The 12,530-nt window shown below is 65.0% G+C and carries 10 protein-coding genes and 1 pseudogene; 7 read left to right on the forward strand and 4 right to left on the reverse strand.

The features are described 5' to 3' along the window. The first annotated feature begins 197 nt into the window (after positions 1-197). From KBA48_RS29375 to KBA48_RS29395, 5 genes are all read left to right on the forward strand, one after another. Entirely contained in the window at positions 198-1,220 is a 1,023-nt protein-coding gene (locus KBA48_RS29375; protein WP_292912252.1) for a 2-oxo acid dehydrogenase subunit E2, read from the forward strand. A gap of 271 nt (positions 1,221-1,491) precedes the next feature. Continuing rightward, positions 1,492-3,573, forward strand: a complete 2,082-nt coding sequence (locus KBA48_RS29380) for a 4Fe-4S binding protein (protein ID WP_292912243.1) — start codon at positions 1,492-1,494, stop codon at positions 3,571-3,573. Further along, positions 3,563-4,489: an FAD:protein FMN transferase gene (locus KBA48_RS29385; protein ID WP_292912244.1), complete on the forward strand. Its 927-nt coding sequence runs from the start codon at positions 3,563-3,565 to the stop codon at positions 4,487-4,489. Before KBA48_RS29380 ends, KBA48_RS29385 begins: the two co-directional genes overlap by 11 nt. A 192-nt stretch (positions 4,490-4,681) precedes the next feature. Further along, positions 4,682-6,049, forward strand: a complete 1,368-nt coding sequence (locus KBA48_RS29390) for a porin (protein WP_292912245.1) — start codon at positions 4,682-4,684, stop codon at positions 6,047-6,049. A gap of 108 nt (positions 6,050-6,157) precedes the next feature. Further along, positions 6,158-6,571, forward strand: a complete 414-nt coding sequence (locus KBA48_RS29395) for an endonuclease domain-containing protein (RefSeq protein WP_292912246.1) — start codon at positions 6,158-6,160, stop codon at positions 6,569-6,571. Positions 6,572-6,747: 176 nt separating this feature from the next. Here KBA48_RS29395 and KBA48_RS29400 read toward each other — a convergent pair whose 3' ends face one another. Genes KBA48_RS29400 through KBA48_RS29415 form a run of 4 tightly spaced genes read right to left on the reverse strand, consistent with a single transcriptional unit; the run spans position 6,748 to position 10,405 of the window. Then, positions 6,748-7,038, reverse strand: coding sequence for an antibiotic biosynthesis monooxygenase (locus KBA48_RS29400; RefSeq protein ID WP_292912247.1), 291 nt, complete (start codon positions 7,036-7,038; stop codon positions 6,748-6,750). A gap of 12 nt (positions 7,039-7,050) precedes the next feature. Further along, positions 7,051-8,703: a class I adenylate-forming enzyme family protein gene (locus KBA48_RS29405; protein ID WP_292912248.1), complete on the reverse strand. Its 1,653-nt coding sequence runs from the start codon at positions 8,701-8,703 to the stop codon at positions 7,051-7,053. Further along, a complete protein-coding gene (locus KBA48_RS29410; protein ID WP_292912249.1) occupies positions 8,700-9,011 on the reverse strand; it encodes a putative quinol monooxygenase in 312 nt (103 codons plus the stop codon). Before KBA48_RS29410 ends, KBA48_RS29405 begins: the two co-directional genes overlap by 4 nt. Further along, positions 9,008-10,405: an aromatic ring-hydroxylating dioxygenase subunit alpha gene (locus KBA48_RS29415; RefSeq protein ID WP_292912250.1), complete on the reverse strand. Its 1,398-nt coding sequence runs from the start codon at positions 10,403-10,405 to the stop codon at positions 9,008-9,010. The genes KBA48_RS29410 and KBA48_RS29415 overlap by 4 nt, the downstream gene beginning before the upstream one ends. A 528-nt stretch (positions 10,406-10,933) precedes the next feature. Here KBA48_RS29415 and KBA48_RS29420 point away from each other — a divergent pair. After that, the gene (locus tag KBA48_RS29420; protein WP_292912251.1) at positions 10,934-12,118 is read left to right on the forward strand and encodes a CaiB/BaiF CoA-transferase family protein; all 1,185 of its coding nucleotides are present in this window, start codon (positions 10,934-10,936) and stop codon (positions 12,116-12,118) included. A 126-nt stretch (positions 12,119-12,244) separates the two neighbouring features. Then, positions 12,245-12,530 (forward strand): annotated as a pseudogene (locus KBA48_RS29425) (hypothetical protein); the annotation flags it as partial.

Consider the following 12,530-nt stretch of genomic DNA (forward strand, 5'->3'; position numbering starts at 1 on the left):
TCAGCTTTCGCACCTGGCCCTGAGCCAGCATGGGGATATGGTTATTACCACACGAGAAGAGCTAGAAGGGTTGGTCGCGGCCGCGGGTGGAGATGTGGTACGCTAATCAACTCTCATCCAGTTCAATGGATGTTCATTATTGCATTACAAGTTAGAATTCCATACCTCAAATTGCTTGATGTGTTGGTTAGGCGTGGCTGGCATGGGTTACAAACGAACCCCATGCCAGCCCCATCGCGCAGAAGATCGCGCGCAAGCTGGGCATGAATCTGCATGGCATCACGGGTACGGGCGCGCGGGGCCGGGTGTCGCTGGCCGATGTGCAGGCGGCGGCCAGGGCGCGCGGGTTGATCGCGGCCCCGGCCCCGGTCGCCACCCCCTCCCCCGCTGCCGGACCGGCGGCGCGCAAGCTGGCGGGTGATCTGGGCATCGATCTGTCCACCGTCACGCCCACGGGGCCGAAGGGCCATGCCACCAAGCAGGATGTGCGCGACGCGGCGGATCGGGCATCCGCCCCCGTCCCTGCGGCCCCCGCCTATGATCTTCTGCCCGTGACCGGCATGCGCCGGGCCATCGCCACGGCCCTGGTCAATGCCAAGCAGAATATCCCGCATTTCTATCTGACGTCCGATGTGACCGTCGATGCGCTGCTGTCCTTCCGCGAACAGTTGAACGCACGGGCCAACAGCCCCCGCAAGCTGTCGGTCAATGATCTGCTGATCAAGGCGGCGGCTTTGGCCCTGATGGAGGTGCCGGACGTCAATGTGCATTGGGCCGAGGATGGGATCAGACGGTTCCGCGCCGCCGATATTTCGGTTGCCGTGGCCGTCGATGGCGGGCTGCTGACGCCCGTGGTGCGGGGGGCTGATACGCTGGACCCCTGGGCCATCGGGGCCAGGGCCGCCGACCTGGCCGACCGGGCGCGCAAGCGCACGCTGGCCAAGGAGGATATCAGCGGCGGCAGCTTCACCATCTCCAACCTGGGCATGTTCGGCATCCGCCAGTTCCAGGCCATCATCAACCCGCCCCAGGGCGCCATCCTGGCCGTCGGCACCACAAGGCGGGAGGCGCGGGAGACGGCGGATGGCGGCGTGGCCTTCGCGTCGGTGATGAGCCTGACACTGTCTTGTGATCACCGGGCCGTGGATGGGGCGCTGGGGGCCAAGTTCCTGGCGGCGTTGGGTAAGCGGCTGGAGGACCCGATCGGGTTGGTGTTGTAGGCGGGCGGGCGTTCCTTCACCCTGGCGTCGCTCCCTCACCCTCCCAAGCCTTCCGGCTTGGGCCCCTCCCTCTCCCGCAAAGCGGGCGAGGGGCGGAACATTGGCGTCGCGCATATTTTCGCCCCTCGCCCACGAAGGTGGGAGAGGGAGGGGCCCATCGGCGTCAGCCGATGGGAGGGTGAGGGGGCACCACCACGCCCCCCAAACCAAAGTCCAATACCCAGCCCCCATCCGCGCACCCTAGCCTTTTGCCAAAGGCGGGGGGCGTGCGATGCTGTTGCGGTGGGTGCTGATCCTGATCTTGCTGGTCCTCGCCGGCCCGTCCCGCGCGGCGTTGGGCGAGGCGGAGATGGCGCGGCTGCTGCCCGATGGCTACAGCCTGGGGGAGAAGGACCGCCAGATGCCGGTCTGGCCGCTGATCAAGGCGGGCATGGTCGCGGGCTATATCTTTGAAACCGGCGCGCTGACGCCCATTCCGGGCTTTTCCGGCACGCCGATGAACCTGGCCGTTGCCATGGATGATACGGGCCGGCTGCTGGATGTGCAGATCCTGTCCCAGCATGAACCGGTGTTCGTCGATGGCTATGGTCCACAGCCCTTCGCCGATTTCCTGGCCCAGTATCGCGGCCTGACCATAAGGCAGAATATCAAGATCGGCAGCCAGTACGGCGCGTCCGACCGGGGCGGCAGCACATCGGTCACCCTGGATGGTGTGGCCAAGGCCACCGCCAGCCTGCGCATCGCCAACCTGACCATCATGGGGGCGGCCACCAAGGTGGCACAGGCCAGGATGGCCACCGTGGCGCCGAAGCCCAAATCCCTGCCAAGGGCGGATGTGGACCAGCCATTGAGTTGGGAGGAATTGCAACGCCGGGGCTATGTCCGCCGCCTGTCGCTGAGCGAGGCGCAGGTGGAGGCGGCGTATAAGGGCAGCGGCTTCACCGATCCCGACGCACCCCCGGACCAAGAGGGGACCTTTGCGGAGCTGTGGGTTGCCTATCTGAACCTGCCCGGCATCGGCCGGTCGCTGCTGGGGGATGTGCAATACCGGCATCTGCGCGACCGGTTGCAGCCGGGGGAGGAGGTGCTGCTGGTCCTGTCGCGTGGGCGCTATTCCTATGCCGGTCCCGACTTCGTACCGGCCACGGTGCCCGACCGTCTGTCGCTGATGCAGGCGGGCTTCCCCGTGAATATCCGCGACATGGTGCATGATTACAGCCTGCCGCCCGGCTTGCCGCCGGTGGACGAGGTGCGGCTGTTCCGTATCGACGGGTCGTCCGCCTTCGATCCCGCCAGCCCCTGGACCCTGTCGCTGCGCACCATCCGGGAAAAGGGCTTTATCCGGCCCGACCGTGAAATCCGCGACTTCCCCCTGGAATATGCCCTGCCGCCCGACCTGTTCATCCGGCCGGAGAGGGTGGAGCCGCCGCCGGAATGGCTGCTGGCCTGGGGGTCGCGCCTGCCGGAACTGTCGGTGCTGGGCCTGATGCTGCTGGCACTGACCGCTGGCCTGATGGCGCAAAGCCGGCTGGCGCGGCAAGAAAGGCTGTTCTACCGGGTCCGGCTGGGCTTCCTGGCCCTTACCCTGGGCTTTATCGGGGTCTATGCGCAGGGGCAGCTTTCCATCGTAACCGTGCAGGGCGTGGTGAAGGGCGCGGCGCGGGGCATGGATTTCAGCTTCCTGCTCTATGATCCCGTATCGCTGCTGCTCTGGGCCTATGTTGCCGTCACGTTCATCATCTGGGGGCGTGGCACCTTTTGCGGCTGGCTCTGCCCGTTCGGCGCGGCGCAGGAACTGGCCGATGCGCTGGGCCGGAGGCTGCGCCTGCCGCAGGTGAAGCTTCCACCCCGCTGGGATGCGCGGCTGCTGGGCGTCAAATATGCCGCCCTGGCGCTTTTGCTGGGTGTGGCCCTGGTCATGCCGGCGGCGGCGGAAAAGGTGGCGGAACTGGAACCGTTCAAGACGGCCATCACCCTGACCTTCATCCGCGACCTGCCCTTTGTGCTGTACGCCCTGTTCTGGCTGCTGCTGGGGTTGGTGATGTTCAAGCCGTTCTGCCGCTATCTCTGTCCGCTGGGCGCCTTCATGGCGGTGGCGGGGCGGTTGAGGCTGCTGGACTGGATACCCCGCCGGGCGGCCTGCGGCAGCCCGTGTCAGCTTTGTACCGCGCGCTGCCGGTACAAGGCCATCCGGCGCGATGGCAGCATCCGCTATGATGAATGTTTCCAATGCCTGGACTGCGTGGGCATCCATGCCGATGCCGGGCGCTGCGTGCCGCTGGTCGTGGCGGCACGGCACGGGCCGGGGGCCGCCGCGCGCATCGGGGCGAAGGGGGGCCATCATGCCGGCTGACCGCATTCCGCGCCGCCGCCTGCTGCGCCTGACCGGTGTGGCCCTGGCCGGGGCCGCCATTGCCGCCTGGCCCCGCCGCCCGCCGTCCGTCACCTGGACAGGTCAGGCCATGGGCGGGCCGGCACAGGTGACCCTGCACGGGGTGGAGGAAGCGACGGCAAGGCGTCTGGTGGCACAGGTCGCGGGGCTGGTGGACCGGATGGAAGGGCTATTCAGCCTGCACCGCCCGGACAGCGTGATTTCGCGGCTGAACCGGCAGGGGGAATTGGGCGACCCGCCCGCCGCCTTCACCGACCTGTTGTCCCGCGCCCTGTCGGTATCCGCCGCCACGGGGGGGGCCTTCGACCCCACGGTGCAGCCGCTCTGGCAGCTTTACCGTGACCAGGGGGCGGGCGCAGATCCGGCATCGGTGCTGGACCATGTCGGCTGGCACGGTGTGCTGGTGGGGCGGGACCGGGTCCGCCTGCCGCCCGGTGCGTGCCTGACGCTGAACGGCATCGCCCAGGGCTATATCACCGACCGGGTGGTGGACCTGCTGGCGGCGCAGGGGGTCGGCCATATGCTGGTCGATATGGGCGAACCGCGCGGCGTGGGGCGGCGGGATGATGGCGGCGACTGGATGCTGGGCGTGGCCGACCCCGACGATGCCGCCCGCCTGATCACCACCTTGCCCGTCAGCGGCCGGGCCATCGCCACATCGGCCCCGCGCGCCAGTCTGGCAGACGCGGCGGGCCGCATCGGCCATATTTTCGACCCCGCCACGGGCCGCCCCGCCCAGGGCTGGAAACAGGTCAGCGTGGCGGCCGGCACCGCCCTGCTGGCCGACGCCCTGTCCACCGCCGTGGCGGCCCTGCCACGCGACCGGGCGGGTGCGGTTCTGGCCGGGACGGGCGGGGCGCTGGTGGCGGGGGTTTGATGCCGGAACAGGTCAAATATCCATCCAAAGTCCAATAAACCAACGTCCAATATCCATTCTCCCCTCTCATCCATAACCTGTTCATCGCGACACCATCGCCACGAGATGCATTCCAATGACGGGCCGGAATATTACCGGCGCGGCGGGGAATTCTGTATCCGGATGGGAAAATCATTGAAAAGGGAGGGAGACATGCGTTTGCGCACCATGCTGCGTCTGGGGGCCTGCGGATTGGCCCTGGGCATGCTGTCCATGCCGGCCATGGCCGACACGACCGAGGAACTGCTGAAGCAACTGAAGGCCAAGGGCATCCTGAGCGAGGCCGAATATCAGGCGCTGGCCACCCGCAAGGCGGAAGAGACCAAGGCCGCCCCGGCGGCGGCCCCGTCCAGCGGCCGCGCCATCGAGGCCAGCGACAGCGGCATCGGTTTCAAGGTCGGCAGCGTGAATGTGAACTTCGCGGGATCGATCAACGGCTTTTATGTCCATGACAATCCCGACAGCGCCGGGGCCACCAAGACGGTGGTGGGCGGTCTGGCCAGCGTGGGCGGGAATGAGACCAGTTCGATCCGCAACGGGCTGCTGCCCGGCTTCCTGAAGGTCGATGTGACCACGCAGCAGGGGGGATGGGATGTCGGCGCCCATTTCGGCATGTATCCCGGCATCAACAGCGTGTCCTGGGCCGGTGGCGTCAATTCCGGCGGCTCGCCCACGGCCCTGTCCACATCCGGCATCGATTTCCGCCAGACCTATCTGACCTTCGCGAAGAAGGGTTTTGGTGAGGTGAAGATCGGCCGCGATATCGGCCTGTTCGGGTCGGACGCCATCCTGTCGGATGTCACGCTGCTGGGCGTGGGCACGGCGGCCGGCAATGCCGCCCCGTCCAACACCTCGCTGGGGCGCATCGGTCTTGGCTATATCTACACCGATTTCCAGCCGCAGATCACCTATACCACCCCCGACATGAACGGCTTCAAGCTGTCGGCCGGCATCTTCCAGCCGCTGGCGACGGCGGGGCAGAACGAGTTGAACGACACACCGGGCTTCCAGGCCAAGGCCAGCTATGATGTGAAGTCGGGCGGCATGACGGCGCGGGTCTGGGCCGGCTTCCTCAGCCAGGATCACGACCCCGCCGTGGCCGGCGGCCCCGATTACAAGGGTACCGGTTACGATGTCGGTGCCAAGGTCGGCTTCGGCGATGCCAGCCTGCTGGGCTATTATTATACGGGCGAGGGCATTGGAACGACGGGCCTGTTCATCCTGTCCGCCGACGCCAAGGGCAACAAGCGCGACAGCGACGGCTTCTATGTCCAGGGATCGTACAAGATCGACAAGCTGACCCTGGCCCTGTCCTATGGCGAAAGCCATCTGGATCTGGCCAAGGGCGAGGTGAACCCCACCCTGCTGGACACCAACAAATCCTGGGTAGCGGCGGCCCATTACGGCCTGACCGACTGGGTCACGCTGGTGGGCGAATATATCAACACCAAGGCCGAAGCGCAGGGACCGAACAGCGCCAAGTCAGACACGATCGCGCTCGGGGCGATTTTGTTCTTCTGACGGGTCAGGGAGGGTGAGGGGGCCACGTTGCCCGGAAAAAATCCCCTTGATCCGGGAATGCAACCCCAGCACCATAAATCAATCGACAACCACAACCCCAATTCCATCATGACCGGAGACGCCCGCGCGCGGCACCTGCGCCGGACTGCAACGGACGCCGAACGGCGGTTCTGGGGGTGGGTGCGCGACCGGCGGTTCCTGGGGCTGAAGTTCCGGCGGCAAGAGCGGGTGGACCGCTATATCGCGGATTTTATCTGCCCGGAAATGAACCTGATCGTGGAGATTGACGGCAGCCAGCATAACCCGGTGGTTGATGCCACGCGGACGGCGGCACTGGAGCGCGCCGGCTTCACGGTCCTGCGCTTCGACAACCATTATGTCCTGACCAATCGCGACGGTGTGCTGCGCGATCTGGCGCATCGTATCGGACGGTATGCGGAGTATATGCGCGGGGTGGAGGGCATGGTCCCGGCGACACCGGTAACGATCGTGCGGCCGGTGCGGGCACGGGTTGGGAAGTAGGGGCGGTGTTCCCTCACCCTCCCATTGGCGGGCGCCAATGGGCCCCTCCCTCTCCCACCTTCGTGGGCGAGGGGCGTGACTTTGCGGTTTCGCTTTTTCCGCCCCTCGCCCGCTTGGCAGGTGAGGGAGGGGCCCGGACGCGTCAGCGTTTGGGAGGGTGAGGGAGCGACGCCCCCTTACAGATCGTCAAATTCCTCCAGCACCATCGGCCCGGACAGGCAGTCCATCACGCCCGGCACCAGTTCCTGGAACCAGGGCGTGGTGCAATGGACCTGACGGAAATAATCCTGGGACGGGTGCTGTTCGATGGCGGCATAGGCATGGTCCTGGCCGCGGATTTTCTTGAACAGATAGACGGTCACGTCCGGCTGATGGGCCAGAACCTTATCCGTTAATGCCGACATGGCGGCGACAAACGCCGCCTCTTTTTCCGGCTTCACGAACAGCTTGGCGACGATGGTGTACATGAACCACACTCCTCAGGCGGCGGCACCGGCCGCCAGGTCTGCTTCAAGCTGCTGACGCAGCTTGTATTTCTGGATCTTGCTGGTCGACATGGGCCATTGCGTCACGAAGCGCACATGGCGCGGCACCTTGAAGCTGGAGATCTTGCCCCGGCAATAATCCAGCACCTCCTGCACCGTCAGCGAGGTGCCCGGATGCAGTTCGATGAAGGCGGCGGGAACCTCCGTCAGGCGGGGATCGGGCGCACCCACCACCTGACACATTTTCACCGCCGGGTGGGTGCCGATATAGGCCTCGATCTCGGCCGCCGCGACATTCTCCCCGCCGACCTTCAGCATGTCCTTGGTGCGACCGTGGAACATGATGTTGCCATCGCCGTCCAGCGACCCGACATCGCCCGTATGCAGCCAGCCGCCCTGCAGCGCCTCTGCCGTTTTCACCGGGTCCTTGTAATAGCCGTCCAGCAGGCCGGGGCTGCGCACCAGGATTTCGCCCTTCTCCCCCGGCGGCAGCGGCTCGCCAAAGGCGTTGACGATCTTCACCTCGATCCCTGGAAGGGGGCGGCCCAGCCGTGTGGTCCGCACCTCGTAACTGTCGGAAAGGCTGCTGGTGCAGACCGTGCCCGCCGCCTCCGACAGGCCATAGGTGCCGACCTGGATGCAGTTGGGCATGGCCTTGGCCAGCATCTCCTTCATCGCGCCCGTCTGCACCGCCAGCGATGAATTCATCAGGCGCATGGACGACAGGTCGGTGGTGGCGAAATCCGGATGGTGGATCAAATCCACCATGATAGGGGCAAAGCAGGGGTAGGTCGCCGTCACCTTATGCGTTTCCAGCATTTTCAGCGCCACGCCGGCATCAAAATGCTGCATCGACAGGTAGGTCCCGCCCTTGGCATAGATGGCGACCAGCGGCAGGATGGCCGCGATATGGAACAAAGGCAGCGGCGACCAGAACCGGTCACGGTCCGTCAGCTCATACCGTTCCGCCAAGGCCTGGGACGTGCGGACAATGGCCTCATGGCTGATCAGGCAGCCCTTGGGGTTGGAGGTGGTGCCAGACGTGTACAGGATGATGCCGGGCGCGCGGACCCGCGCAAAGGCCCGGCGCTCATGCACCGCCGCGTCCGTCACCGTCCGGGCCAGCGTGTCGAACCGGTCCGCCGTGACGGTAAAGGGCCGGCCGCCCTGCCCCAGCAGGATGATGGAGCGCAGACGCGGGCAGCCCTTCAGGCGCAAATCCATCGGGTCCGTCTGATCGGCCAGACCCTCCAGCCCCTCACACAGGCGATCCACAAAATTCAACTGATCGGCCACCTGTTCGGTGGTGATGATGCTGACCAGATCGGCATTGTCGGTGACATAGGCCAGTTCATGCGCGCGGTAACGGGCATTGATCGGCACCGTCACACCGCCGGCCAGGGCCACGCCGAACAGGATATCGACGAACTCGATACAAGACGGCAGCAGCACGCCGACATGGTCGCCCGGCTTGATGCCCATCGCCATCAGCCCCTTGGCATGGTGCATGGCGCGGCTGGCCAGATCACGATAGGTCAGGCGTTCATCGGGAAAGATCAGCGCGTCCGTGTCGGGCCAGGTGTGGGCGGCCGACAGCAGCAGGTCGCCGAGCGTGGTGGCATGGATGAACTGGTCGGCCTTGCTCATGCCGTCACCCCTTTCGCGGAGGCATTCAGCGGATGGAAATATTCACGCACATAGGGCCCGTCGAAACACGGGATCATCTGGGGCACAATCTCGGTGAACCAGGGCGTGGATTGATGTTCATGTTCCGCAGCCTCGTCCGGGAAGCTTTCAACGACGACGAAGCGGCCGGGGCCATCGGCCCGGTAGAAGGCGTAATAGAGGGTCTTGGGCTCATGCGCGCGGACCTTTTCCGTCAGTGCCGTGGCGAGGCGGATGAATTCCGCCTCGCAGTCCGGCTTGACGGTGAAGCGGCTGATGAAAAAGATCATCGCGGCGCCCCCGCCATGTAGCGGTTCAGTTCGACATGGAAATGACGCAGGCGCTGTTCCTGTTCGCCAAACAGCATGCCGTTGAAGCCGCGCGACCGCAGGCCCTTTTGCACCACCGGCAGCAATTCGCTGTCCTGGTCCAGCACCAGCCCCAGATTGGCCGGTTCGCCCAGCGGCACATGCACACAATCGGGCCGCACGCGGCCGGAAATGTCGGTCCCTTCGGGCAGGCCCATCCAGGCCGGCACATCATAATTGCCCGCCGCCTCCGCCACGGCGCCCACGGGCCGGAACAGGATGGTGATGTCATAGAAGAACCGTTCGGGGTCTTGCGGATGCGGGATGAAGCGCATCAGGAACACACCCTCCGGATGACAGCCGATCTGCACATTGGGGAACAGCCCATAGGCGAAACTGTCGGTCAGTTGTGCATCGGTCAGCTTCTCATAGCCCAGGCCCAGCCGTTCGGCGCGTTCGCGCTTGGCCTTCTGCGCGGCGATACGCACCTCCTGCGCGGTGCCGGTGAAGCCCGCGGGGTCGAGCGCCGCATCCGGCATCATCATTTTCAGCCCTTCATTCACGCCCAACTGGTCGGGCACGCGCGGGCTGGGCCGGTAGAAGGGGATGCACATCCGGCTCATCCCGTTGGGGAACAGGTCGTACTGGACGAAATAATCCTCCATCACGCCCTGGGTTTCCGGATGCACCGCATGCAGGTGGTAGACCTCATAAAAGGCATCCACACCCACCTTCCAGTTGGCGGCCCATTCGCTGCGCACCTGCCGGACCACATGCATCTTGTCGATCTGGTAGCTTTCCAGATGGTCGGCCACCGGGCCCAGCCAGCCACGCAGATCGGGCGCGTCCGGGTTCATGGAAATGAAGACCAGACCGGCCAGTTCCTCACACCGAACCGCGCTCAGCCCCGGATTGTGGCACACCACTTCGGGGCGGAAGGTTTCGCGGTCGGTGATGCTTTTCAGGCTGCCATCCAGCTTGAACTTCCAGCTATGGAAGGAACAGGCAAAGCCGTTCGACAGGCTGCCGATGGCCGTATGGACCAGCCGGTTCCCCCGGTGCGGGCAGACATTATAGAAGGCGCGGACCGTGCCATCATCGCCCCGGACGACAACGATATTCTCGTTGCCGATTTCGAAGGTCGCGAAATCGCCTTCTTCGCGCACGTCGCTGGACGGACAGGCAATCAGCCAGGCCTTGGTCCACAGCTTCTCCCATTCCTGCGCCATCCAGCCCTTGTCGTAATATTGGGCGGGGTCGAACTTCTCGGTGCCATTGTCGATGAAGGGCGCCTTGGCGTCGATATCGCCCGGCTTGGCCGCCGGATTGATCGACCAGCCCTTGCGATAGTCGAAAGACGAACTGATCCCGTCCATGGATGATCCTCCCAGATCGCTGGTTCCCTGGAACTTCTTGTCGGGGTGGTGGGTGGCTCTGTTGTCGTTGGTGGTGGGGGCCTTACTGACCGATCCCTCCTCCCTCCCCGTCATCCCCGCGGAAGCGGGGACCCAGCGTAGAGCGGCGTCTGCCGCGATATGGCTCATATCGGCGCTAACCGCGCCTTACGCTGGGTCCCCGCTTCCGCGGGGATGACGGGAGAGAGGGGGGAAAAGGGTGCAGCAGACCTCCAGCCTTTCGGCGCCCGCACCAGAACGACCGGACAACAGACAACCGCCCATACCGATCCCGTTTGGTTTCGAAAAATATACACACAATGCCGTTTCTGTGTAAAATTAAAAAGTCGGAACCGCCGATTTTTGCTGCGGTGCGGCATACGTGGTTATGTGGGTGCCTCTGAAATCCGCAGAAATACTCACTTTATGCGCGCTTGAAGATTTATGGGAAATGGCTATATCCTGTATGCAGAGCAACAGACCGGGAGGACCCGGCGGGGAGGAAGGGACGTGTCACAGGTTCTGCACGGGGTGCGGGTGCTGGATTTCGGCCGGTATGTGGCCGGACCCTATTGCGCGACGCTGCTGGGCTATTTCGGGGCCGACATCATCCGTATCGAACGGCTGGGCGGGGGTGAGGACCGGTTCATCACGCCTGTGACGGACGGTGGTGAAGGGGCCGGATGGTTGCAGATGGGCGTCAACAAGCGCTCCCTGACCCTGAACCCGACCAAGCCGGAGGGGCGGGAGGTGGTGCGCCGTCTGGTGGGCACCGCCGATGTGGTGGTGGCCAACCTGCCGCCGCCGGCCCTTTCCGCCATGGGGCTGGATGAGGACAGTTTGCGCGCCATCAAGCCCGACATCATCCCTGTCCTGATTTCCAGCTTCGGGACCGCCGGCCCCTGGGCCGCGCGCGGCGGGTTTGACGGGGTGGGACAGGCCATGTCGGGGGCCATGTATTTTTCCGGCACGCCTGAACAGCCGATGAAGGCCGGTGCCCCTTACGTGGATTTCGGCACCGGCATGTTCGCCGCCTTGGGTGCCATGGCGGCCCTGATGGAAAAACGGGCCACGGGAAGGGGGCAGTCCGTGCAGGCCAGCCTGCTATCGACCGGCGTCACCCTGTTCAACGCCTTTCTGGTGGAACAGGCCGTGACCGGTATCGGTCGGGTCGGCACCGGCAACCGGGTCCAGACATCGGCCCCGTCCGACGTGTTCGCCACCCTGGACGGCCATGTATTGATCCATACGGTGGGCGACGGCCTGTTCGCGCGCTGGTGCGAGATGGTGGGGGAACCCGGCTGGAAGGCCGATCCCCGCTTTGCCAGCGATCAGGCGCGCGGCGACAATAACGGGATTCTCTGTGCCCGCATGGCCGAATGGTGCGCCAGGCGGACCACGGATCAGGCGGTGGAGGCGCTGGCGGCCGCCGGCATTCCCGGCGGCCCCGTCCTGTCGCCGCAACAGGTGCTGGACCATCCACAGGTGCAGGCCATGGGCCTGTTGCAGGATGTGGATTATCCGGGCCTGCCGCGCCCGGCCCCCGTGGCCGGCCCGCCCGTGACCCTGTCGGCCACACCCGGCAGCATCCGTTCACGCCCGCCCATCGTGGGCGAACATACCGACGCGATCCTGGCCGAACTGGGCTATGACGCCGCCGCCATTGCGGCGCTGCGTTCGTCCAGGATCGTTTGACGTACACAAAATACATGCTTTCTGTATGCAGAGCGATCTGCTATGTATGCGGAAAATGCGCGCCCGCTTATTCCGTCATCTTCATGACGGGGGATGGGCGAAGACAGACAAGGAAAGGGAAGGACCATGGACGCCCTGGAGATCGACCGTATCAAGGCCGGCATGCAGTATGAGTCCACGCGTGGGGGCCCGCCGGATGATTTCCCGGAACTGCCGGAAATCCCCGCCGGCCGCTATGTCGATCCGGAATTCTATGAACTGGAGCGGCAGGCCCTGTGGCGGCGCTCCTGGGTCTATGCGATCCATGCCGATGAGGTGCCGGAGATCGGTTCCTATCTGAAATGGGACCGGCTGGGCGACCCGCTGTTCTTTGTGCGCGGTGACGACAACAAGATCCGCTGCTTCTACAATA

Origin of the sequence: Niveispirillum sp., from assembly GCF_017996735.1 — a bacterium.
GTDB lineage: Bacteria > Pseudomonadota > Alphaproteobacteria > Azospirillales > Azospirillaceae > Niveispirillum.